The organism is Mixta sp. Marseille-Q2659 (assembly GCF_940807255.1).
GTDB lineage: Bacteria > Pseudomonadota > Gammaproteobacteria > Enterobacterales > Enterobacteriaceae > Mixta.
In genome coordinates this window covers 54,334-77,171 of record NZ_CALNWY010000010.1, presented here as the reverse complement: position 1 = coordinate 77,171, position 22,838 = coordinate 54,334, and the positions used below count along the sequence as shown (strand labels likewise).

The 22,838-nt window shown below is 55.5% G+C and carries 18 protein-coding genes and 2 pseudogenes; 8 read left to right on the top strand and 12 right to left on the bottom strand.

Going from position 1 to position 22,838, the window contains the following annotated elements; translation table 11 throughout:
* Window positions 1–59 precede the first annotated feature (59 nt).
* Window positions 60–2,624 carry a glucans biosynthesis glucosyltransferase MdoH gene (mdoH, locus tag P3C52_RS09645; protein ID WP_275554789.1) on the bottom strand — a complete coding sequence of 855 codons (2,565 nt, stop codon included), beginning with the start codon at window positions 2,622–2,624 and terminating at the stop codon, window positions 60–62.
* Window positions 2,617–4,152: a glucan biosynthesis protein G gene (locus tag P3C52_RS09640; protein ID WP_275554844.1), complete on the bottom strand. Its 1,536-nt coding sequence runs from the start codon at window positions 4,150–4,152 to the stop codon at window positions 2,617–2,619. The genes mdoH and P3C52_RS09640 overlap by 8 nt, the downstream gene beginning before the upstream one ends.
* A 269-nt stretch (window positions 4,153–4,421) precedes the next feature.
* On the opposite strand from P3C52_RS09640, the gene mdoC reads away from it, so the two are divergent.
* Complete coding sequence (mdoC, locus tag P3C52_RS09635) at window positions 4,422–5,546, top strand: glucans biosynthesis protein MdoC (RefSeq protein WP_275554788.1); 1,125 nt, start codon at window positions 4,422–4,424, stop codon at window positions 5,544–5,546.
* Between the two features lie 23 nt (window positions 5,547–5,569).
* On the opposite strand, the gene P3C52_RS09630 is transcribed toward mdoC, so the two are convergent.
* Window positions 5,570–7,042, bottom strand: a complete 1,473-nt coding sequence (locus P3C52_RS09630; RefSeq protein ID WP_275554787.1) for a phospholipase D family protein — start codon at window positions 7,040–7,042, stop codon at window positions 5,570–5,572.
* A gap of 32 nt (window positions 7,043–7,074) precedes the next feature.
* Complete coding sequence (ymdB, locus tag P3C52_RS09625; RefSeq protein WP_275554786.1) at window positions 7,075–7,626, bottom strand: O-acetyl-ADP-ribose deacetylase; 552 nt, start codon at window positions 7,624–7,626, stop codon at window positions 7,075–7,077.
* A 107-nt stretch (window positions 7,627–7,733) separates the two neighbouring features.
* Here ymdB and P3C52_RS09620 point away from each other — a divergent pair, with 107 nt between their 5' ends.
* Window positions 7,734–8,894, top strand: a complete 1,161-nt coding sequence (locus P3C52_RS09620; protein WP_275554785.1) for a beta-glucosidase — start codon at window positions 7,734–7,736, stop codon at window positions 8,892–8,894.
* Here P3C52_RS09620 and P3C52_RS09615 read toward each other — a convergent pair.
* From P3C52_RS09615 to P3C52_RS09595, 5 genes are all read right to left on the bottom strand, one after another.
* Complete coding sequence (locus P3C52_RS09615) at window positions 8,891–9,088, bottom strand: hypothetical protein (RefSeq protein ID WP_275554843.1); 198 nt, start codon at window positions 9,086–9,088, stop codon at window positions 8,891–8,893. The genes P3C52_RS09620 and P3C52_RS09615 overlap by 4 nt on opposite strands.
* Before the next feature lie 409 nt (window positions 9,089–9,497).
* Complete coding sequence (locus P3C52_RS09610) at window positions 9,498–10,871, bottom strand: efflux transporter outer membrane subunit (RefSeq protein WP_275554842.1); 1,374 nt, start codon at window positions 10,869–10,871, stop codon at window positions 9,498–9,500.
* A complete protein-coding gene (locus tag P3C52_RS09605; RefSeq protein WP_275554784.1) occupies window positions 10,871–11,962 on the bottom strand; it encodes an HlyD family secretion protein in 1,092 nt (363 codons plus the stop codon). The genes P3C52_RS09610 and P3C52_RS09605 overlap by 1 nt, the downstream gene beginning before the upstream one ends.
* On the bottom strand, window positions 11,959–13,644 hold the full coding sequence (locus P3C52_RS09600) for an MFS transporter (protein ID WP_275554783.1): 1,686 nt from the start codon (window positions 13,642–13,644) through the stop codon (window positions 11,959–11,961). The genes P3C52_RS09605 and P3C52_RS09600 overlap by 4 nt, the downstream gene beginning before the upstream one ends.
* A 1-nt stretch (window position 13,645) precedes the next feature.
* A complete protein-coding gene (locus P3C52_RS09595; RefSeq protein ID WP_275554782.1) occupies window positions 13,646–14,074 on the bottom strand; it encodes a MarR family transcriptional regulator in 429 nt (142 codons plus the stop codon).
* A 676-nt stretch (window positions 14,075–14,750) separates the two neighbouring features.
* Between P3C52_RS09595 and P3C52_RS09590 the strand changes: the two genes are divergently transcribed.
* Window positions 14,751–15,011 carry a biofilm/acid-resistance regulator YmgB/AriR gene (locus tag P3C52_RS09590; RefSeq protein ID WP_275554781.1) on the top strand — a complete coding sequence of 87 codons (261 nt, stop codon included), beginning with the start codon at window positions 14,751–14,753 and terminating at the stop codon, window positions 15,009–15,011.
* 198 nt (window positions 15,012–15,209) lie between these two features.
* Window positions 15,210–16,712: a SulP family inorganic anion transporter gene (locus P3C52_RS09585; RefSeq protein ID WP_275554780.1), complete on the top strand. Its 1,503-nt coding sequence runs from the start codon at window positions 15,210–15,212 to the stop codon at window positions 16,710–16,712.
* Window positions 16,713–16,726: 14 nt separating this feature from the next.
* Here the strand turns inward: P3C52_RS09585 and P3C52_RS09580 are convergent, their stop codons facing one another.
* The 3 genes from P3C52_RS09580 to umuD form a co-directional block, all read right to left on the bottom strand.
* On the bottom strand, window positions 16,727–17,470 hold the full coding sequence (locus tag P3C52_RS09580; protein ID WP_275554779.1) for a YoaK family protein: 744 nt from the start codon (window positions 17,468–17,470) through the stop codon (window positions 16,727–16,729).
* A 193-nt stretch (window positions 17,471–17,663) separates the two neighbouring features.
* Window positions 17,664–18,926 (bottom strand): translesion error-prone DNA polymerase V subunit UmuC, encoded by a 1,263-nt coding sequence (gene umuC, locus P3C52_RS09575; protein WP_275554778.1) that lies wholly within the window; start codon window positions 18,924–18,926, stop codon window positions 17,664–17,666.
* A gap of 2 nt (window positions 18,927–18,928) precedes the next feature.
* Window positions 18,929–19,348 (bottom strand): translesion error-prone DNA polymerase V autoproteolytic subunit, encoded by a 420-nt coding sequence (gene umuD, locus P3C52_RS09570; protein WP_275554777.1) that lies wholly within the window; start codon window positions 19,346–19,348, stop codon window positions 18,929–18,931.
* A 638-nt stretch (window positions 19,349–19,986) separates the two neighbouring features.
* Between umuD and P3C52_RS09565 the strand changes: the two are divergent.
* The 4 genes and pseudogenes from P3C52_RS09565 to P3C52_RS09550 all read left to right on the top strand — a co-directional run.
* Window positions 19,987–20,639 (top strand): annotated as a pseudogene (locus P3C52_RS09565) (nucleoside recognition domain-containing protein).
* Entirely contained in the window at window positions 20,636–21,100 is a 465-nt protein-coding gene (locus P3C52_RS09560) for a YjiG family protein (protein ID WP_275554776.1), read from the top strand. The pseudogene P3C52_RS09565 and the gene P3C52_RS09560 overlap by 4 nt, the downstream one beginning before the upstream one ends.
* 9 nt (window positions 21,101–21,109) lie before the next feature.
* A complete protein-coding gene (gene iadA / locus P3C52_RS09555; protein WP_275554774.1) occupies window positions 21,110–22,276 on the top strand; it encodes a beta-aspartyl-peptidase in 1,167 nt (388 codons plus the stop codon).
* A gap of 288 nt (window positions 22,277–22,564) precedes the next feature.
* A pseudogene (locus P3C52_RS09550) lies at window positions 22,565–22,833 on the top strand (hypothetical protein); the annotation flags it as partial.
* Window positions 22,834–22,838 lie beyond the last annotated feature (5 nt).

Below are 22,838 nucleotides of genomic sequence, written 5' to 3'. Positions count from 1 at the left end.
GTAAAAGTAGCGTAAAGCGGATACGACGGATAAAAAAAGCGGCCCGCAGGCCGCCTGATTTATTTTGCCGTGGCTAACGCCAGCGGATTGAGTTGCAACGTGCGGTAATAATCGAGCCACTCATGATATTTCTCCGCATCCTGCCACAGGCGATAGTGCAGGCGCGCCAGCGTAACCGGATCGCTAAGCAGCGCTAAACGCTCATCACGGCTCAGCTTCGCCGGTGCGTCGCTCAGCGCATGCTCGACACGACGATCGCGGGCATGATCCAGCAGATCGCTTTTCAGGTGACGTGACGTCGCCATCGCGGTCGCCAGGGCATTAAATGACGGATGGAACAGCGCATGCATAAAGCCATGTTTCAGCGCGCGCTCGCGGTTCAGCTGCAGATAGCTATCGGTATCCACCAGCTCTTTCGGCGGCGCATACTCTTCCGGGATCAGGAACAGCTTCGCGCGCCGGGTTGCCAGTCCGTTGCTTGCCCGGCTGGAGATCACCGATACAAACGGCGACAGGATCAGCGAGAAAACAATCGGCGCCAGCCACCAGAGGAAGTTGAGATCCAGCCAGCCCATGCCGACGGCCCAGACGATACCCAGCAGCATCTGTGAACCGTGGCGACGAAACGCTTCGCGCCACGGCGTCGCGTCGTCGTCACGCTGCGGCGAGTTCCACACCACTTCCCAGCCGAGGAAGGCGCTGACCACGAACACGGTATGGAACAGCATGCGCACCGGCGCCAGCAGCACCGAGAACAACATCTCCAGCAGCATCGACAGCAGCAGGCGCAGCGCGCCGCCGTAGCTTTTCGCGCCCTTGCACCAGATCAGCACCACGCTCAGCAGCTTCGGCAGGAACAGCAGCACCAGCGTGGTTGAGAACAGCGCAATCGCCAGTTCGGGTCGCCACTGCGGCCAGACCGGGAACAGCTGACGCGGCTGCAGGAAGTACTGCGGCTCCATCAGCGTATGCACTACCTGCAGCGCGGTGGAAAGCGCGAGGAACAGGAACCACAGCGGCGCGGACAGATAAGACATTACGCCGGTCAGGAACACCGCGCGGTGTACCGGGTGCATGCCTTTTACCAGGAACAGACGGAAATTCATCAGGTTGCCGTGACACCAGCGGCGGTCGCGCTTCAGCTCATCCAGCAGGTTCGGCGGCAGCTCTTCATACGAGCCGGGCAGATCGTAAGCAATCCACACGCCCCAGCCGGCGCGACGCATTAGCGCGGCCTCCACGAAGTCATGGGAAAGAATCGATCCGGCAAACGAACCTTCACCCGGCAGCGGCGCCAGCGCACAGTGTTCGATAAACGGCTTCACGCGGATAATGGCGTTGTGGCCCCAATAATGTGATTCGCCCAGCTGCCAGAAGTGTAATCCAGCGGTGAACAGCGGCCCGTAAACGCGCGTGGCAAACTGCTGACAGCGCGCATAGAGCGTATCCATGCCGGAGGCTTTCGGCGAAGACTGAATGATACCGGCGTTCGGATTCGCTTCCATCATGCGCACCAGACCGGTCAGACATTCGCCGCTCATCACGCTATCCGCATCCAGCACTACCATATAGCTGTACTGGCTGCCCCAGCGGCGGCAGAAGTCATCGATGTTACCGCTTTTACGCTTCACGCGGCGGCGGCGGCGGCGATAGAAGATCTTCCCTGCCCCGCCGACATCGCGCACCAGTTCCATCCAGGCTTTCTGCTCGGCCATGGCGATATCGGCGTCGTAGCTGTCGCTGAGGATATAGACATCGAAATGCTCGCTTTCGCCGCTGCGAACCACCGATTCCCAGGTGGCGCGCAACCCAGCGAAGACGCGCTCTACGTCCTCGTTACAGATAGGCATAATCAGCGCGGTACGATGGTTAGGATCGATCGGCTCATTGCCGGTGAGCGTATAAGAGATGCTGTACTTATCGCGCCCAATTAGCAGCTGTAAAAAGCCCATCAGCGCCGTCCAGAAGCCCGCGGAGACCCAGCAGAACAGAATGGCGAACAGGAACAGAATGCCGGTTTGCAGCACATAGGGCAGCAGCTGCAACAGCGATTGCTGCCAGTTCTGATTCAGCATATCCATCGGATCGATCAGCGCCCAGCCCTGGTAAGGCAGAATGGTCTTCATATACCAGGTGGCGATCACCGTCTGAACGATGGTCAGCAGTAACAGGATATAGCGACGGATCGAGCCGACGTGACGCCATTTATCTTCCTGGCGCTGCTCTTCGGCTGAGGCGTAGCGCGGCGTCGATTTGCGGCCGCGCAGCGAATCCCAGGCGCGCGCCAGCGGGTTGGTGCGCCAGGCTTCGGGGAACATCAGCGAACGCTTTACCGGCGGCATCGCCTTTAGCGTAGTGCGCCCCTGATAATCCTCGCCAAACTGTTTGCCGCCGTCCAGTGAGTCCGGCCAGCTCATTTCAATACGCGATTTTACCGAGGTCAGCGGCGCATCATCAGGACGCGCTTCCGCCGGGCCACCCTGGCCCAGCTGTTGATGCAATCTACTGTAAACATCGCCGCCCGCCTCCTGGGCGGGCAGGTCAGGCGCCAGCGCCGCTTTGCCTTCCGGCGTGAGCGGCAGCGCGTCGATATAGTCAGCTGGAGTTAAAATTGATTTATTCATTGGCAGGCAACTGATAGCTCCATGTTTCCGTCAGCGCTTTATCACCGTTAACCAGTGCGGCGCGCATTTCGGTCGGCTGCTTGGCATCTTTCACGCGAATACGCAGCGTTAAGCGCCAGCCTTTGGTCACCGGATTGTAACGCACGTTCTGTTCCACAATCTCGCCGTTATTGCCGATGCTGACCTGCGGCGTTACCGGCGTATTATCCGCCAGCTTGCTCATATCCTGGCCGACAAAATCCACCAAGAAGGCGAGTGTGCCGTCAGGCTGACGTACCAGGTTCGACTGTTTCACATCGCCGGTTGAACGCAGCGTGCTTTTCACCCACGCCGTTTCCGGCGAATGCAGCTGGTCCTCATTACGGGTAAAGTGCAGACGGTATTTAAAGTTCATTTCCTTACCCGGATCCGGCAGGTTCTCCGGGGTCCAGAAGGCGACGATATTATCGTTGGTTTCATCCGCCGTTGGAATTTCCACCAGCTCAACGCGACCTTTACCCCAGTCGCCCTGCGGCTCGATCCAGCCGCTTGGGCGCAGATCGTAACGGTCGTCGAGATCCTGATACTGGCTAAATTCGCGTCCGCGTTGCAGCAGGCCAAACCCTTTCGGGCTTTCCACGGTAAAGGTGCTGACCGCCAGATGACGCGGATTGTTCAGCGGACGCCAGATCCATTCGCCGTTGCCGGCATGGATCGACAGACCATTGGAATCATGCAGCGACGGGCGATAGTTGACTATCGGAGAAGGCTGATTCGGGCCATAGAGGAACATACTGGTGAGCGGCGCGACGCCCAGCTTGCCGACTTTGTCGCGCAGGTAGACTTTCGCCTGCACGTCCACATTGGTGTCCGCGCCCGGACGCAGCACAAAGCGGTAGGCACCGGTTGCGCGCGGGGAGTCAAGCAGCGCATAAATCACCAGTTGCTTATCCTGCGGCTTCGGACGTTCAATCCAGAATTCGCGGAAGCGCGGGAACTCTTCCCCGGAAGGCAGCGCGGTATCGATCGCCAGTCCGCGCGAGGAGAGACCATAAACCTGGCCGCCACCGATAACGCGGAAATAGCTGGCACCGAGGAAGCTGGTAATTTCGTCGTTTTTGCCTTTCGCGTTTAACGGGTAAAGCACTTTAAAACCGGCAAAACCGAGGTTTTTAATGGTTTCCGGATCGTGCTGCACATTGCCGAAATTAAAATATTCCGGGTTATATTTGATTTCCCGTACCGTATTGGCCGTGACTTCATTAAGTTTCACCGGCATATCGAAATACATGCCCTGATGATAGAACTCCAGCTTGAATGGCGTTTTCAGCTGATGCCACCAGGCTTTATCGTGATTAAACTGGATCTGCTGATAGTCAGCATATTTCATGTCACGAAATTGAGAGGGCAAATTGCTCTTCGGTGCTTCAAAACTTTTTCCTGCTAACGATTTTGCCTCTTTTGCGACATCATCAATGCTAAAAGCCCAACTGGTGTTGGCATACAAGGCAAACAGAACTGCCGCACTAACCCAGTGCAGTTTTTTCAGTCCCGATTTATTTTTGTTAGTAATCAGCACATCCCCCCCTTTCGTGTGCTTAAATCAATCCCATCCATATTAATGGATTATTCCGTTTTCCGACAGTATGCCAGTTGTTTTGTTCCCATTTTCCCTGCCCTCAGGACTTAACCCTGCGTTGTTCTTCTGTTACAGAATCGACTGATATTATATTGGTTCCCGTTCCGGTAAAGTAAAGCGCTTACTTTTGTCAGGTTCAGGGCGAGCCGGTATATAAAACGTACTAAAACTGGATGACTATGCGTACAAAATCCCAGCCGCGTGAATATTTTCTCGATTCCATTCGCGCTTATCTGATGCTACTTGGCGTTCCTTTTCATGTTTCTCTTATTTATTCCAGCCACCAGTGGTCCGTTAACAGCGCGGAGCCTACGCTTTGGCTAACCGTATTTAATGACTTTATTCACGCCTTTCGTATGCAGGTGTTTTTTGTCATATCCGGTTACTTTTCTTATATGCTCTATTTGCGCTATGCGCCAAAGGAGTGGTGGAAAGTACGTGTGGAGCGCGTCGGCATTCCAATGCTCAGCGCTATTCCGCTGATTACGCTGCCGCAGTTCTTTATGCTCAAAGCATGGACAGGAAAAATCCCAGGCTGGTCGAGTTTCTCTCTTTATGACAAATATAATACGTTAGTTTGGGAGTTAATTTCGCACCTGTGGTTTTTACTGGTGCTGGTTATTTTTACGACACTCGGACTGTGGCTGTTTCATCGTCTGCGCAGGCAGGAAAAAGGCGAGATCGCCGCGCCCGGCTGGCTGACATTAACGCTGGCGATACTGTTTTACAGCCTGTGCTGGTGCGTAGTGCGCCGTCTGATTTTTCTGTTTCAGCCCGCGCTGCTGACCGATGGCCTGTTTAACTTTGCCGTTATGCAGACGCTGTTTTACCTGCCCTTCTTCTGCCTGGGCGCCTTAGCCTGGCGCAATCCGGCGCTGAAGGCGCGCTTTGTGCGTTTTAATCCCTGGACGCTGGCGGGCGCCGTGCTGGCATTTTTCGCCTATATGGCTAACCAGCGTTACAGCAGCGGCGAAGGCTGGATGTACGAAATCGATGCGGTGGTTTCGATGCTGATGGGCCTGTGGATGGTTAACGTGGTGTTCGCCTTCGGTCACCGTTTTCTGAATGCGCATTCGCCGCGCATTACCTGGCTGGTGAATGCCTCGCTGTTTATCTATCTGGTACATCATCCGCTAACGCTGCTGTACGGCATTTTTATCACGCCGCATATTCATAACAATGCGCTGGGCTTCCTCGCCGGCCTGATGTTTGTCTTCGGCATCGCCTTTATTCTGTACGAAATCCATCTGCGCATCCGCTGCTGCGCTTTCTTCTCCGGGAAGAAGGCGCGCCCGCAGCCATAAGCCTCAGCGGGCACGGACGTCCGCTACAGCAGCCACTCTACCGGTAAATGCCAGACCAGGCGCACCAGCAGACGCTGATAGAAGCGCGTTTTCGGCTCATGTTTATGAACGATCTCGCCCGGCTCGCCTTCATATTCCACCCAGTTTACCCGGCCCCATTTGTCGAGCCGCAACGTCCAGGCACGTTCGCGCATCTCTTCCACAAAGCGCTGATGAATATTGCCCGCCAGCACTTCGCTTTCGATCAGCAATCCCATTTCAGTATTTAATACCGCCGAACGCGGATCGAAATTAAACGAGCCGATAAAGACTTTCTCATTATCGACGCTGAAGGTTTTGGCATGCAGGCTGGAACCAGAGTTACCGGTCAGGCCGCGATCGTGCGGCTTCTCTTCGCCGCTGGCCTGCGGTTTTAGCTCATAAAGTTTAACGCCATGCCGCAGCAGCTTTTTGCGCCATTTGGCATACCCGGCGTGAACCACCGAGACATCGTTAGCGGCCAGCGAATTGGTCAGAATGGCTATCTTTACGCCGCTGCGCACCAGTGTCAGCAGTTGCGCCACGCCCGCGCGCGTCGGCACGAAATAGGCGGAAATAATATCGAACTGCTGCTGCGGACGCCCAATGATCTCGATCATGCGCTGCGGCAGCAGCGTACTGCGCCGCGCCTTGCCGAGTCCCTTGCGCGGATCGTCGCTCAGTAAGCGCGCCGGCGCCCAGATCATCTCCAGCTCGCCGTTGTCCAGCTGTGACACATAGCCGCACGTTTGAAGACGCTGCATATAGCGCTGCACCTGTTCGCTGTCGCGCCACGCTTCCGGCAAGGTTACCGCAGCACGTGAATCATCGGGCGCATCATCCACCACGGCCGTAAAGGCTTTAACCGCCCCGCTGTGCCAGTAGCGCTCAAAATCCTCCGCAACCTCTTCCACCACCGGCCCTATTGCCATAACGTCAAGGTCAGAAAACAGCGGCTGTGTGCCCGCGCCGAAATATTCGTCGCCAATATTGCGGCCCCCAACGATAGTGACCATATCGTCAACGATAATGCTTTTGTTGTGCATACGCCGGTTCAGGCGGGCAAAATCGCTAAGGTAACCCAGCGCGCGTAGCGTGCGAAAAGAGAACGGATTAAACAGCCGAACCTCGATATTTGGATGGCGATTCAGTTCGCTCAGCGTTTTATCCAGTCCCATGGTGTTATTGTCATCCAGCAGCAGACGCACCTGTACGCCGCGATCGGCCGCTTCCAGCAGCGCAATAAACAGCAAGCGGCCGGACATATCGTTTTGCCAGATGTAATACTGAATATCGATCCGCTCTTCCGCCATCGACAACAGTTGATAGCGAGCGGCGAAAGCATCAAGCCCGTCGCTCAGAGGATGCAGGCCGCTGTGTTGAGGATGTTGAACGGTACGGGGTTTTACTGCCCTGGCAAGTCGAGTCCGGCTGTCTGCAGGGTTAACGTTATCCTGCGGGTAAAGCGCTTCAGCCATTATTTTTCCTTTCCTTATAAGCCTGATAATTATTATTGACGCTCTCGTCCACTGACGTCATCCGACTGTTCCGATAGCTGGCGGTAGAGACGATAACTTTCTTCGTCAAAGCAGACCAGCAGGACCTGCTGCGGATAATCGTGCTGCTGCAGAAACTGCCGAATGGTGCGCAAAGCAATCGCCGCCGCCGCTGCTTTAGGATAGCCGTAAATGCCGGTGCTGATGGCCGGAAAGGCGACAGTGGCGAAACGGTTATCCGCCGCCAGCTGCAGACTGTTGGCATAGGCGCTGGCAAGCAGCGCGGCTTCACCCTGTTGGCCGCCGTGCCAGACCGGGCCGACGGTGTGAATGACCGCGCGCGCCGGTAAGTTGCCCGCGCCGGTCAGCACCGCGTCGCCGGTCGCGCAACCGCCCCGGCTGGCCGCCAGTTGACGACATTCGGCCAGCAGCGCCGGGCCCGCGGCGCGATGAATCGCGCCATCCACACCACCGCCGCCCAGCAAACTGCTGTTGGCGGCATTAACAATCGCATCGACCCGCTGCCGCGTAATGTCACCCTGAATAATCTCGATTCTGTTCTGCATCTTTATCTCCCTGGCAATATTGTCGGTGAAAATCAGGTCGGGGTTGTCTTTTAGTCTAGACTTAGCGAAACGTTCCGCGCCTGCCTTTTTTATGGGAGACGAACCGCATGCCAATCACTTCCTCATCCGCATCGCCGCAGCGTTACCAGCCTTCCCTGTTTAACAGCTTTTTCCAGGGCAGCTTCGCCTGCTCCAGCGCCTGTCGCGGCGAGGGTAAGCGTCTCGATATGATTATCAGCAGCGGACACGACATGCTGATATATAAAGATTATGCCGCGCTGGTGGAGCATCGACTGCTGACTGCACGCGACGGCGCGCGCTGGTATTTGATCGAAAAAACGCCGGGCGAATATGACTGGTCCTCTTTTCTGCCGATGATTCACGCCGCCAACCAGCATGGCATTCAGGTTATCTGGGAAGTCGCGCACTTTGGCTACCCCACGCACATTGATATTTGGTCTGAGGATTTCATCACCGCCTTTGCTCGCTTCGCTGGCGCGATGGCGGAAGTGCTGCGCAACGAGGGGGTGGAGCAGCCCTTTTTTACTCCAATCAATCAAATCTCGTTCTGGTCATGGGCCGGCGCGGAGGTGGCCTGGCTGAACCCGCACGCCAGCGGACGCGGCCTGGCGCTAAAGAAGCAGCTGGTGCGCGCTACCCTGGCCGCCATTGCTGCCATACGGGAAGTTTATCCGCAGGCGCGCTTTGTGATGACCGATCCGCTGGTGCATGTTGCACCCGCGGACAACAGCGCGGCGGCGCGCGAAGAGGCACAGCGTCAACACCTGGCGCAGTTCGATGCCTGGGATATGCTCTGCGGTAATCAGTGCCCGGAACTGGGCGGCAGCCCGGAGGCGCTGGATATTATTGGGCTAAATTATTATCCCGATAATCAGTGGCTCAGTGACGGCTCGCCCTTAACCGTCACGCATCCCGCCTGGCGACCGCTGCATTTGCTGCTGGCAGAGGTCTGGCAGCGCTATCAGCGTCCCATGCTGCTGGCGGAGACCGGCGCCGAAGGTGAGGCGCGTACTAACTGGCTGAATATCGTGACTGAAGAGGTGCAGCTTGCGCTGGACAGCGGGGTAGCGATGGAAGGTATTTCGCTCTATCCGGTAGTGGAATACCCGGCATGGGCGGACGATCGCCGATCGCCGGGCCCGCTGTTCGGCCTGCCCGATCCTAACGGCAACCGTACGGTTTATGAGCCGCTGGCGCTGGCGTTACGTAGCCAGCAAATCAAATTACAGAATCGGGGGAAAAACTAAGGGCGCTTGTTGGCGCTCCCGGCGGGCGCAGAAGAGGCAGCGGGCGGCATATAGCAGGACTGGGCGTCCAGCGGCGGCTGCGACGGTCGACGAATATCGGTTATCCAGGTCATGGTAAAGAGAAAAACCACGCCAATCAGGCAGGCAGAGAGTAAACCGATTAATGCGATGAGTTTATCGTCCCGGGTTTCCATCACCGATCTCCTTATTTAATTACCGGACCTCTTGCTGAATGAATTATGACATCCATAACGTCACGATAAGAACGAAGAGTATCAGCGTTAAAGAGGTCACTAACAGGACCACAACGGCAAACTGCGCATCATCAAGATGCGGCAACTCTTCTCTTTCTGGGGGCTCAGGCGGCAAAGATTCATTCATTTTTTATCATCATCACAGCGGGCGTAAACAGTGCTTCCGCCCTGCTCCTGCAATGCGGTTTTTCAGTGTAGCACAGCCTGGTTAAACCGTAACCGCTGTGCAGCCTTTACACCGCTGATGATAACAAAAAACACGGATCGGCCCATGGTCGCAAATCACACTTCAACGAGTGAGCGAACGCAGCGCGCCGACGCGCCCAAAAGCGGCATCGGCGCAGAAATATTAAGGCTGCCAGCCGCCGCCAAGCGCACGATAAAGGTCGATCTGCGCCTGGATCAAGTTATTTTTCAGTTGCACCACATTCAGCTGCGCACTAAACAGCGTGCGCTGCGCATCCAGCTCATCAAGATAGGAGGCATAGCCGTTCTGATAGCGGTTACGGGCGATACGCAAGGTATCGGCGGCAATCTCCTGCTGCTTCTCAACTTCCTGTAACTGCGCCTGGGTCTGCTGTATAGCGTCCAGCGCATCGTTGACTTCGCTAAAGGCGTTGCGCACCACTTTTTCATAGCTGTAGAGCGCCTGATTGCGCGAGGCCATTGAAACGTCAACCTGCGCCGTCAGCGCCTCGCGGTTTAACAGCGGCGCCAGTACGCTGCCGCCGATGCTCCACAGCCGAAAAGGATTATCCACCAGCTGATGCAGCACCGATGATTGCAACGTGCCGGAAGCGGTCAGGTTCAGCGAAGGCAGCAGCTGCGCCTGCGAGGAAGCCAGTGAATTATCTGCCGCCAGCAGCAGGCGCTGAGCCTGAATGATATCCGGTCGCCGCTGCAACAGCTCCGACGGCAACAGCGATGGCAGCCGCTGCGGCATCACCTGGGCAAAGCGCGACTGACGGGCAATATGGCGCGGGTTCATCCCGACCAGGATACTGAGCGCATTCTCCTGCTGCGTAATCTGATGCGACAGCTGTGGGATCTGCGCTTTCGCCGCCTGATATTCCGAGGCGGCCTGCATCCACTCCAGACGCGAGGTGTAACCCGCCTCGAACTGGCGCTGCGCCAGCTTCAGTGAATTCTCGCGCGTTGCCAGCGTCGCCTGAGTGACGCGCAGCTGTTCATCCAGCGCCAGCAACGTCATATAGCCGGAGGCCACCGAGGTGGCGATAGTCAGCTCAGCCGCCGCTGCCGCAGCCTGTTGCGCCGCCAGCGACGCGCGCGCCGCATCGATGCTGCTGCTGCGCGATCCCCATAAATCCACATCATAATTGGCCTGCAGCAGCCCCTGATAGACATTGCCGTCGTGCGGCACGCCGGTCGCTGCCGATAGCGTACGGGCACGGGTTACACCAACGCCCGCGTCCAGCGTCGGGAAATTATCACCAGCGGCGGCGCGCAGCTGCGCGCGATATTGATCGACGCGCGAGCGGGCAGTAAGAATATCAGGGTTATTACGCAGCGCCTGTTCCACCAGCCGATTTAAATCCGCATCGGCAAAGGCGCGCCACCAGTTCGCTTCCGGCGCGGCGGACGGCCCAACCTGTTGACGCCACGCCTGTGGTATCGGTAACGCGGTCGGCGCCTTTTCTACCTCGGTAGCGCAGCCAGACAGCAGCGGGATCAGCAGCGCCAGCACCAGCGGTTTTGCGCGCATCATGACTGCGGCTCCGCAGGCTGGGCGGCGGTATCGATATTCACTTCCACCGACATGCCGGGACGCAGGCGCGCCTGAGCATCATCGGTAATTTTGATACGCACCGGAATACGCTGGGCGATCTTAACGAAGTTGCCGGTAGCGTTATCGGGTGAAATGGCGCTGAACTCCGAAGCAGCTGCCGGCGAGATATATTCAACCACGCCGTGGAAAATAGCGCCGTTCAGCGCATCCACGCTGAAGGTGACCGGCAGACCGGGACGCACATCCGCCATCTGCGTCTCTTTCATATTGGCGATCACCCATTTTTGTCCCGGTACCAGCGACGTCAGCCGCGTACCTGCCGAAACATAGCCGCCGCGCCGCACCGAAATCTGCCCCAGCTGTCCATCCTCCGGTGCGATAATGCGCGTGTTGTCTAAATCGATTTGCGCCAGCTTCAGGGCCGCCTCGGCATTGGTGACGTCCGCCTCCAGCGAGGCGCGGTTAACAATTACCGTCTGCAAATCCTGACGCGATACATCAAGCGTGGCTTTGGCCTGCTGTATCGCCGTCACCGCCTGGCTGTTAGCGGCGCGCGCCGCATCGCGTTCGCGGATCGATAACGAACCATCCGCCACCAGATTTTCCACGCGTTTTAAATCGAAGCCGCTTTTGGCCGCCTGCGCTTTGCTGTTCTCCAGCGCGGCCTGATTGCGCGCAATGACCGCCTCCGCGCTGCGCCGCTGCTGCTGGTTATTGGCTAACGCCGCCTGTTTCATCGCCAGCTGCGCTTTCGCCTGCTCAACGCGCTGACGGTAAATACGGTCGTCAATGGTCATCAACACGTCGCCCTTATGCACCGGCTGTAAATCCTGCACGTTGACCGCCGTGATATAGCCGCTGACCTGCGGACTGATAAAGGTGACCTGGCCGCGCACGTAGGCGTTTTCCGTACTTTGCACCGCGCTGGTGAACGGCCAGAGCTGCCAGGCGTAAAGGATCACCAACACGCCGACAATGACAATGCCGCTGCCGACGGCGACAGAGAGAATGCGTAATTTGTTATTGCGCTCGCGCTCGGCGGCTTTAACTTCTTCCTGCTGGCTCATTGTTTCTCCATGCTTGCTGATGTTGCCGGAATCGTTTGGGCAGCAGCAGCGTCACGCTGCTGCTGGCGTCGAAGAGTGATGCGCTGGCGCGTCAGACGATACAGCACCCATACCAGCGTGGAGAACGCCAGTCCGGCGGTAAGTAAATAGGTATCGTTCCACGCCAGTACGTTGGCCTGCAAAGTGGCAACGGTTTGCAGCTGTGTGGTCGCCTGGGCGCTCAGTAAGGTGCTGTCGCCCAGCTGACTGCTGAACAGCGCGCTGTACTGGCTAAGGCGTTCGGTTACGCTCGGATCGAGCAGTGAGAGCTGATCGCCCAACAGGCTGGAGTGATATTTTTCACGCCAGATCTGAAAGGTGCCAAGAATGGCCGAGCCGATAAGACCGCCTAAATTCTGGCTCATGCCAAACAGCACCACAAAGCTCACCAGGTTTTTTGGCTGCGTAACCACGCTGCCGATGCCCAGCAGCATGGCGGGCGCCAGAAAGAAGGCGCTGCTGAAGCCGAGCAGAAACTGGCTGAAATACATGTTGTGCGGGCGCGTTACCGGGCTGGCGTGCGCGTCCATCAGCGAGGCGACCATCATAATCAGCAGTGAGGTTACGATGGGCCAGCTAAGATGGGCGGGCTTCAGCGTCAGGGCGCTGGCGGTAATGCCCAGCAGCACGCCAGCAATAATCGCCAGCGCGAGGCCGCGCATCTGATCGTTAAGCAGGCCGACCTGCTGCAAAAAGCCGATGGCGCCGCTGTTCTGCTCCGCCAGCACGATGCGCATCATAATCATCACAATGCCCAGCCGGATAATCGCGCCACTGCCAAGCCAGCGCGTATTAATTAGCGGATTTTTGCGGTTATGCTCCACCACCACTGCGCTGACAATCAGCGCCAACGCCAGGGCCAGACAGATGCCAAGCCAGGGCGTTGTGAACCACCATTCAATTCGTCCCAGCGACAGTACGCCGCACAGCAGCGCCATGCCTGGCGCCATCAGCATAAAGGTGACGAAGTCCATTTTCTCGAAGACTTTGCTGCGATCGCTGGGCGGCAGCTTCAGCATAAATACGCAGCCCAGCGCCACCAGCGCCAGCCCCAGTTCAAACAGATAAAGCCCGCGCCACTCTTCCAGCTGCAACAACTCGGAAGAGAACAGGCGCGCCAGCGGGATCGCCAACTGGGAGGCGCTGATGCCGATCGCCAGCGCTTTCAGGCGATGTTTAGCGGGCCAGGCCTGTATCTGGTAGTAAATGCCCAGTGAGCTGAGCGCCGCCGCTACCATGCCATGCGCGGTACGGACAATAATTGCCGAGCTGAGATCGTTAACGAACAGATGGAAAAAGGCCACCAGCACATAGAGCAGTAAAAAGGCTTCGGTAAAGATACGCAGGCCAAACTGCTGGCGAAACTTCACCAGCAGCAGGTTAATAGAAATATTTCCCATCACGTAAACCGCCGGTAGCCAGGCGATCTCATTGGTATAGGCGCCAAAGGTGCCCTGTAAATTAGTCAGGTTAGCCGTTACCAGCGCATTGCTGAGCGCACCGGTCAACGTAATTAACAGACCGACCAGGCCAAAAGCGATACGCTTTTTGGTGGGATGAATCGGCGTGGAAGGCGAACCAGGCAGCATGGGTTTTTCATGCGGCTGCCACTGGCGCGGTGCATAAGGATTCGATTTCGCCACGTCAGAGCCTTTCCGTTTTATGCAGCAACTGTTGCAACACCCGATGCGCCACGGTCAGATCGCGCGGGTCAATATCGGCTAACAGTTCGCCGCGCAGCCGATCCGCCTCAATTTTCACTTTTTCAAAGACCGCCGAGCCCTGCCGGGTGACCAGCAGCAGACGCTTACGTCGATCCTCTTCCGGCTGCTGACGTTCAATAAGCTGCTGTGCTACCAGTCGATCAATTAGCGGCACCACGCTGGCTTCTTCCAGCCCCAGCACCTGCGCCAGCGCTTTTTGCGTCATAGGTTCACTTTCGCTTGCCAACGTGGCAATGGCCAGCCAGCTGTTCATGCTGAGCCCGCTATCCTTCAGGCGACGATCGATAGCCAGCCGCCAGGCGTGTGCAGTGAGATGCAGTAAACGAGAAAAACGCTGATGGGAATCCATAGAAACCTGATAATTAGACTTCAATGTAAATAGGCCGTTAAAGTATAGGCGTGCAAGAAAGCACTTGTGAAGCAAGCAGCCACTCCATTCTTGTGCAAAAAATGACATTATTCTTTAATAAACGGACAAGCCGACGATCGCATTATTTCGATTAACCGCAGGTTGTTTTCCCTTTCCGCTTTGCCATCGCTCATTCAACCTTCCTGGTTTATCCGTTGGGCGCAAGCTTAACCCTAATTATATTGGGATTATTCTCAATTGAGGCTAAAAATGCGCTGACAGAGGGCTATTTTTTCGCAAATGTTACAAGCCAAACGTTTTCACGGCAGGTTTGTATAGCTTTTTTATTATTACCCCCCCATACAACTAACTGATAATTAACATTTAGCACAAATTGTATAAGCATTGTTTGTACAGTTTTACTTTTTTTGTATAACTTTACCCCTGAGCTAAATAAAGCTCTGTAACGAATGATGCATTTGCGTCGCCTCTGAAGGTGTTTAACTCGGATTTCCACCTTCAGAGGTTTTTTTTCGTCTGAAGGGTGTATTGCATCCTGTCTGTCTCATCATTCCGTTACTGTAGCGAAAACCTAAATGTCGGCTATGCTGATTGCCGATTCACAATAAAGATTCAATTTCTCGACGCGCTGCCAGCCGCGTTAAAGAGGACTAACATGCAGACGATGACATCGCAAACGGATAAAGATATTGCTGAGTACTTTAAGGTGCAGGGGAAGGATGCTATCAGCGAAACCGAGGTTCTGGGCGCTGTGGTAGCGGAAATTTTACAGACGGCGCAGCCGGTGACCAATAAAGCAATTATTGGCCGCCTTATCCAGCGCCTGGAACTGGAAAGCGATGTGGTAATGCTGGACGTTTACCGTCATGTTCTGGAGCTGGTCGTCCACAAAACAGAAGACGATATTATCGGCTAAGGCCCTGCAGCACCTGTTCGGTTCTGCACGTAAAGGTTTCAGGTCGCGGTTTTCCGCCTGGTTGCCCGGCCTGAAACTGGTTTCTGTTAACAATAAACGGTAACATGCTTCCCCTGCCCTGACGGGCAATCCATACCTTTCAGATTCACGATGCACACTGCTGCATCAGATACTAAGACAATAAGAGCCTGCAATATTATGACCACCTCTTCTGAGGCGACAGCTGAAAAGCACGCCGACAGTCAGCTTACTGTTGCCCGCGTGTTGCGCTCGCCTAACCTGTTGATGCGCGAGTGTCTGGCTGGCGTGATTACAGCGCTGGCGCTGATTCCTGAAGTTATCTCTTTTTCCGTGATTGCCGGCGTCGATCCGAAAGTGAGCCTGATCGCCTCGGTGGTGCTGGCGTTAACGCTGTCGCTGCTGGGCGGCCGTCCCGCCATGGTCACCGCCGCTGCCGGATCGGTCGCGCTGGTTATTGGCCCGATGGTAAGAGCGCACGGCCTTGAATACATTATGCCTGCGGTACTGATGGGCGGCGTGATACAGATTCTGTTTGGCCTCGCCGGACTGGCGCGTATGATGCGCTACATCCCCCGTTCGGTGATGCTGGGCTTTGTGAATGCGCTGGGCATCCTGATCTTTTTTGCCCAGGTGCCGCATGTTTGGGGCCAGTCGCTGCCGGTATGGCTGCTGTTTGCGCTGACGCTGATTATCGTTTTACTGCTGCCCCGAATCCTGAAAAGCGTGCCTTCCCCACTGATCGCCATTGTAGTAGTAACGGCGATTGCGGTGTTTTGCGGGCTGCACGTCCCGAACGTTGGTGACGAAGGTCCGATGCAGGCAGGCCTGCCTGGCCTCAACGAACTGGCCGTACCGCTTAATCTGACTACCTTGCAAATTGTCTGGCCGACGGCGCTGAGCATTGCGCTGGTAGGGCTGATGGAGTCTCTGTTAACGGCGAAGCTGGTTGATGATTTGACCGATACGCCATCCAGTAAGCGCCGTGAATGCTGGGGCCTGGGCGTGGGGAATATTCTCGCCGCCTTTTACGGCGGGATTGCCGGTTGCGCGATGATCGGCCAGACCATCGTTAACGTCGAGTTGGGCAAAGCGCGCACGCGCGTTTCGACCGTCGCTGCCGCGCTGGTATTGTTGCTGCTGGTAACCGGCCTTAGCGCAGTGATGGCGCAGATCCCGATGGTGGTGCTGGCGGGCATTATGATGATTGTGGCGCTGAAAACGGTTAACTGGCACAGCCTGCAGCCTGCCACCCTGAAGCGTATTCCGCTGTCGGAAACGGTGACCATGGTGTTAACAGTGGCGGCTACCGTCTGGACCGGCAACTTGGCCATCGGCGTGGTGGGCGGCGTGATCTTTGCTATCCTGCTGTTCGCCCGTCGCGTGGCGCACGTGATTCATGCGGAACGGCATCTGAGCGAAGATGAGCAGTCGGTGCGTTACGTTGTGCGCGGCCCGCTCTTTTTCGGTAGCAGCAATGACCTGTTTGAGCATTTTAACTATGCGCAGGATCCGCAGGATGTGACGATCGATTTAACCCATGCGCAGATTTGGGATGCCTCCAGCGTGGCGGCGCTTGATGCGATTGAAAACCGCTATCAGCGCTATGACGCTCAGGTCAAGATTATTGGCCTGGATACGCGCAGCAGCGATTTTCATAATCGTCTGAGCGGGACGTTGTAATCTGTGGCTGCCTGTTATCGGGCGGCCAGCCTGCTGTTTTTTGCCGTTTGACGCTGGGCTTTATATAAGTAGCCCAGCGCCAGCACGCTTAAAAACCCACCGATAAAAAGCAAAAATCCATCCCCGGCCAGCTTATAAAGCCAGATCCCGCCTACCCCTCCCAATAAAAATGCCGCCACGGTAGCGCCGTGCAGCATCAGTCTTTGCAGATAAACGGAAGCATACTCAGGCGACTCTTTGCGACGCAGGATATCGAGCAGCATCGCCAGTTCAATGCCGATATCCGTTGAGGTGCCGGAAACGTGCGTGGTTCTTACGCGCGCATTAGAAAGCCGCGTGACCACAGCGTTTTGTAATCCCATTAAAAAGCTCAGGCTGAGGATCATTAACGTGCCGGGCGAGTTGAGCGGGATATAATTTACCACCCCGCCCAGCGCCAGTAGTAACAGCGCTTCCAGCAAAATGTTTATCGCATAAACGGAACGGATATTGTGTCGACGACCATGATTGATCAGCAGCGTTGAGAGCGCCGAACCAAAAATAAACAGGCAGACAATCTCGCAGAAAAAGAATGCAACCGGCAGCTGATTGCGCGCCAGACGCTCGGACAATGAAGAGACATTGCCCGTCATATTGGCGGAGAAAAAGCCTACGGCTTCAAAAGCTGCGGTATTTAGCGCGCCCGCAACCAGCGCAAGCGTGGCGGCCAGCCGACTATCGGTAATAAAGGTTCTGGCCTCATTCTGACAAATTAACATAGGGGCAAAGAGATTAGGTAAGAAACGGACGAGCCGCTATTATGCGCTTTTTTTAGCGAGCGGCTCTTGTGGTTTATCAAAAAGCCCCTGCCGCCGCCGGGTTTGTTTGCGGCGATGGGCAGGCAAACTGCGTGTATGGTCATTTTAGTATGTTGTAACTAATAAATGCCCGCTGGCTACATTAACCGTAGCGTTACTTCGCGACGGCGATATCATGAATTTTTGTGGTGTAAGCGGGCGATAACATCTCACGCTTCATCGCCCAGCTTTTCTGCACCCCCTGTCCAGCGAACCAGAGCTTTCCTTTGCCACTCTGGTTGATTCCGTCCACCACGTTCATCAGCGCTTCGCTGTTGGCGCGAGGCTGGCGCTCGTCGAACAGAGTAAACTGCGCCACGCCCTGGCTGAAAAAATCGCCGAGGATCACGCCCGCTTTCATATAGTGAGGTCCCTCCAGCCAGATACGATCCAGCATATCGGTGGCCATCTGAACAATGTCGCGCGTGTCATTCGACGGAATAAGTAACCGACCGGACGCCTGATTATCGTAACGGGGCGCATTGCGCGTATGCGGGCTGGTACGTACAAATACGCTAATCTGGCGACAATACTGCCTTTCCCTGCGTAGCTTTTCCGCCACGCGTTCCGCATAAAAACAGATCGCCTGGCGCATATCACTGTAGGCGGTAATGCGCTCGCCGAACGAACGGGAGCAGACAATCTGCTGCCTGACCGGCGCGAACTCCTCAAGTTCTAAACAGGGCTCGCCGCGCAGCTCTCTGACGGTGCGCTCCAGCACCACGCTGAAATGCTTGCGCATCACCCAGCCAGGCTGGTCGGCCAAATCTTTCGCGGTGATAATGCCCAGTGCGTTCAGCTTTTTGCTGAGGCGTCGGCCGACGCCCCACACCTCTTCGACCGGCACCAGCGACATCAGCTTTTTCTGGCGTTCAACATTCGACAGATCCACCACCCCGCCGGTTTTGCGCCATTTTTTAGCGGCATAGTTGGCCAGCTTCGCCAGCGTTTTGGTCTGCGCAATGCCTACGCCCACTGTCAGATGCGCTTCTTTTAAAACACGCGCCCTCACCTGCAGTCCAAACGTCTCAAGCGCCATGCAATGGCCAACGCCGGTCAGATCCATAAAGGCTTCATCGATTGAATAGATCTCCAGCGCCGGCGTCATCTCCTCAAGGATGCTCATTACCCTGCTGCTCATATCGGCATACAACGTATAGTTCGAGCTAAACACCTGTACCTGGTGGCGCAGCAGCGTCTCTCTCATCTGGAAATAGGGGGCGCCCATAATTATGCCGAGTTTTTTCGCCTCCCGGCTCAGGGCAATGACGCAGCCGTCGTTATTGGAAAGCACCACCAGCGGCACGCCTTTCAGATCGGGCCGGAATACGGTCTCGCATGAAGCGTAAAAATTATTCACGTCCACTAACGCCAACATGATTAATAAGTCGATTTAATCACATAGGTCACGATGCCGAATACCTCAAGCGCCTCCTCTGCGCCAATCGTAATCGGCTTATAGCGCCTGTTCATGGGAATAAGCTGGACTGTGGGATAAAGCTGCAGGCGCTTAACGGTAAATTCACCCTCTACGGCGGCGACCACGATGTCGCCATCCCTGGCCGTTAACGCGCTGTCAACCACCAGCATATCGCCGTCGTTGATGCCAGCTTCGATCATCGACTCGCCACTGACGCGGACAAAATAGGTCGCCGCCGGACGCGGTATCATTAACGCGTTCAGGTCGATACGCTGTTCAACATAATCCTGCGCCGGGCTGGGAAAGCCGCACGGTACGCGTTCGATATAGAGCGGCAGTCGCATAACGGTGGGGATCTCTGCAGGTTTGATGAACTCCATTGCTAAACGCCTCTTTCCTTTCACTGTATTTATATACAGTAATAAGATTTGTCTTGATCGGCAAGTCAGGGAAAATGATTTTTTTGTCAGCTATCGCGCGACCCGACAGTCATAAATTAAATATGCTTATTAATGAAGTCGACAGCACGGGCGCTTTTCTCCAGGCGACGGCGATGAGCAGTTAATTCAGGATATGTGGATTTATACAATAAATTCAAAGCATAAAGCCATAAACAGATAAAATAACAGGCTGCCCTGCGCCTTCTTATTAGCCTGAGACGGCGCGCTGTTTTATTTGCTGACAAAGCGAATAAATACAGTGCAAATCTTATTATTTAAAAAGCGTTATTTTATCTGTTGCGATAGAGAGATAGCGCAATAAATAGCCGGGATAATTATTGCGCCCAAATACTGAAGCAGCCCGCTGTGGGGACAGCAGCAAATTGTTGGTCTCGCCGACGGCTGTTCAGCCACCGATTTAGGTTATTTACGGGCAACGAAACGCATCCGATTTTTAATAATACAAAGACGTTAATCCATTAGCGCTTCCCCAATACCCACATGGATGGTAAGTTTTTTTGCCTGCGGCGCATCGGATTGGCCGCAACACACTTACCTTATAAAAAACGGAGTTTGTAATGACACAACAAAGGGAACAGGCGATGCCGCCTGCAACAGAGAGAGTCGGCATTAAAGGGTATCTGGCGTTCTTTCTGACCATCATTTTCTTCTCCGGCGTGTTTTTGATTTTACCGTGTTGAACGGTTCATTTGGTCATATTACTGACGCCGCTGAAAACGCCGTTACGTTTCGCGGCGCCGCCGGAGCGGGCGCAAAAGATGGCTTTCTTTTCGCTCTGGAGCTTGCTCCGTCGGTCATTCTCTCGCTGGGTATTATCTCTGTTACCGATGGACTCGGAGGTTTGCGCGCCGCACAGCAATTAATGACGCCAGTTTTAAAGCCGCTGCTGGGCATTCCCGGCATTTGCTCGCTGGCGCTGATCGCTAATCTGCAAAACACCGATGCTGCAGCGGGTATGACAAAAGAACTGGCGCAGGAGGGGCAAATCACTGAGCGTGACAAAATTATTTTTGCCGCCTACCAGACCAGCGGCAGCGCCATTATCACCAACTATTTTTCCTCAGGCGCTGCGGTGTTTGCGTTCCTCGGGACGTCGGTTATCGTCCCGCTGGCCGTGATCCTGGTCTTTAAGTTTGTCGGCGCGAACCTGTTGCGCATCTGGATCAACCTTGCAGAGCGCCGTAACCCAACGCAGGGAGCGCCAGCATGACCACTCAGGTACGAAAGAATGTCATGGATATGTTTATCCATGGCGCCCGCCGCGGTTTTACTATCGCCACAACCAACCTGTTACCGAACGTTGTCATGGCGTTTGTGATTATCCAGGCGCTGAAAATTACCGGCTTACTTGACGGGGTCGGACATATTTGCCAGCCGATCATGGCAATCTGGGGACTGCCCGGCGAAGCGGCAACCGTGCTGCTGGCCTCGCTGATGAGTATGGGCGGCGCAGTAGGCGTTTCCGCCAGCCTGCTCACCGCCGGCGCGTTGAATGGCCACGACGTCACCGTGCTGCTCCCGGCTATTTATCTGATGGGCAATCCGGTGCAGAACGTCGGGCGCTGCCTCGGTACTGCTGAAGTCAATGCCAGATACTATCCACATATCATTGCGGTTTGCGCAATCAATGCGCTGCTGTCGATCTGGGTTATGCAGTTTCTTGTCAAGTAAGGGAAGACCATGACTGATTTATCGATTGCGGAATTTACTTTACTACAGGGCGCCCATCTCTATGCGCCTGCGGATCGGGGAATTTGCGATGTGCTGCTCGCTAACGGCAAGATCATCGCAGTAGAACAGACGATCCCTGCCGACATTGTGCCGGACTGTACCATCATCAACCTGCGCGGCCATATTTTGTGCCCCGGTTTTATCGATCAGCACGTCCATTTGATCGGCGGCGGCGGCGAAGCCGGCCCGACGACGCGGACGCCCGAAGTGCAGCTGAGCCGGCTGACTGAAGCCGGGATCACTACGGTGATTGGGCTGCTGGGCACTGACTCCATCACCCGTCATCCGGAGTCTTTGCTGGCGAAAACCCGGGCGCTTAATGAAGAAGGGATTACGGCCTGGATGTTGACCGGCGCCTACCACCTCCCCTCACCGACGATTACCGGCTCCGTCGAGAAAGATGTGGCGCTTATCGATCGCGTTATCGGCGTGAAATGCGCGGTCTCCGACCACCGTTCAGCCGCGCCGGGCGAGCATCAGCTGGCGAACATGGCGGCGCAATCGCGCGTCGGCGGTCTGCTGGGCGGCAAGCCAGGCGTCAGCGTCTTTCATCTGGGCAGCAGTAAAAAAGGCCTGCAGCCTCTGTATGATGTGCTGCAAAACAGCGATGTGCCGATCAATAAGCTGCTGCCCACGCATGTCAACCGCAGTGAAGCGTTGTTTGAACAGGCGCTGCAGTTCGCCCGCAACGGCGGCACCATCGATATCACCAGCGGCATACCAGGCCCGGTCGATCCTGCCGAGGGCGTGGCCCGCGCGGTCATGGCCGGCATTCCCCTCGATCGGGTGACGTTAAGCTCGGATGGCAACGGCAGCATGCCATTATTTGACGCCGCCGGTAATCTTACCGGCATCGGCGTGGCCGGCTTCGACAGCCTGCTGCAAACGGTGCATCAGCTGGTTAAACAACACGGCTTTACGCTGACGGACGCGTTGCGCCCGCTGACCACCAGCGTGGCGGGATTCCTGAGTCTTAATGGTAAAGGCGAAATCCTTGCCGGCAACGATGCCGATCTGCTGGTGATGAGCGAGGACCTGCGCATTGAGCAGGTTTACGCGCGCGGCAAACGAATGGTGATGAACGGCAAGGCCTGTAAAAAAGGAACGTTCGATTAACCGCCCTCTTCCCTTCTCCATCTTCCGGGGCGGAGAAGGTCAACTATTTCGCTTATTTAAACAGGGCTATCTTCATTTGGTGCATGATTGATGAAGAAGGAAGAACAGGTGAGAGCCGCGCTGTCAGATCTCTTCCACTTCATACATCTTTATCTTTCGCCACAGTTATCATTGATATAAACAACCAGCCTGACAGAGAGCTGAACTTTTCGAGCATCACCGCTGAAAATTATTCTTTGCAGCTTTTCCCGCTCCCGTGGCCCATACGCGGCATCTGGTGTATATAACGCGAAAAAGATGTTCCCTGGGTCAGACTTTGATTTCATATTCCGCGATCTTAAAGCTAAGGGCCTCTCCGATCTGGATGGAAACATCTATAACAAGCAGGCAATTTCCGGGCATAAAAATGTCCAGCAGACGGCCCGCTATAACCGCAAATCGCAGTTGCCCCTGTTGTTGGCGGTCAAAAAAATATCAGGAAAAGAGAGACAAAAACAAAAAAACCGCCCTTGGGCGGTCACGACATTACTACTTATTGCTTTGATTTTATTCGGTAATTTCG

Excerpts from the sequence above, each read along its gene's own strand:
- mdoH (WP_275554789.1), bottom strand. The coding sequence starts at position 2,624 with ATGAATAAATCAATTTTAACTCCAGCTGACTATATCGACGCGCTGCCG.
- mdoC (WP_275554788.1), top strand. The coding sequence starts at position 4,422 with ATGCGTACAAAATCCCAGCCGCGTGAATATTTTCTCGATTCCATTCGC.
- P3C52_RS09630 (WP_275554787.1), bottom strand. The coding sequence starts at position 7,042 with ATGGCTGAAGCGCTTTACCCGCAGGATAACGTTAACCCTGCAGACAGC.
- ymdB (WP_275554786.1), bottom strand. The coding sequence starts at position 7,626 with ATGCAGAACAGAATCGAGATTATTCAGGGTGACATTACGCGGCAGCGG.
- P3C52_RS09620 (WP_275554785.1), top strand. The coding sequence starts at position 7,734 with ATGCCAATCACTTCCTCATCCGCATCGCCGCAGCGTTACCAGCCTTCC.
- P3C52_RS09615 (WP_275554843.1), bottom strand. The coding sequence starts at position 9,088 with ATGGAAACCCGGGACGATAAACTCATCGCATTAATCGGTTTACTCTCT.
- P3C52_RS09610 (WP_275554842.1), bottom strand. The coding sequence starts at position 10,871 with ATGCGCGCAAAACCGCTGGTGCTGGCGCTGCTGATCCCGCTGCTGTCT.
- P3C52_RS09605 (WP_275554784.1), bottom strand. The coding sequence starts at position 11,962 with ATGAGCCAGCAGGAAGAAGTTAAAGCCGCCGAGCGCGAGCGCAATAAC.
- P3C52_RS09595 (WP_275554782.1), bottom strand. The coding sequence starts at position 14,074 with ATGGATTCCCATCAGCGTTTTTCTCGTTTACTGCATCTCACTGCACAC.
- P3C52_RS09590 (WP_275554781.1), top strand. The coding sequence starts at position 14,751 with ATGCAGACGATGACATCGCAAACGGATAAAGATATTGCTGAGTACTTT.
- P3C52_RS09585 (WP_275554780.1), top strand. The coding sequence starts at position 15,210 with ATGACCACCTCTTCTGAGGCGACAGCTGAAAAGCACGCCGACAGTCAG.
- P3C52_RS09580 (WP_275554779.1), bottom strand. The coding sequence starts at position 17,470 with ATGTTAATTTGTCAGAATGAGGCCAGAACCTTTATTACCGATAGTCGG.
- umuC (WP_275554778.1), bottom strand. The coding sequence starts at position 18,926 with ATGTTGGCGTTAGTGGACGTGAATAATTTTTACGCTTCATGCGAGACC.
- umuD (WP_275554777.1), bottom strand. The coding sequence starts at position 19,348 with ATGGAGTTCATCAAACCTGCAGAGATCCCCACCGTTATGCGACTGCCG.
- P3C52_RS09560 (WP_275554776.1), top strand. The coding sequence starts at position 20,636 with ATGACCACTCAGGTACGAAAGAATGTCATGGATATGTTTATCCATGGC.
- iadA (WP_275554774.1), top strand. The coding sequence starts at position 21,110 with ATGACTGATTTATCGATTGCGGAATTTACTTTACTACAGGGCGCCCAT.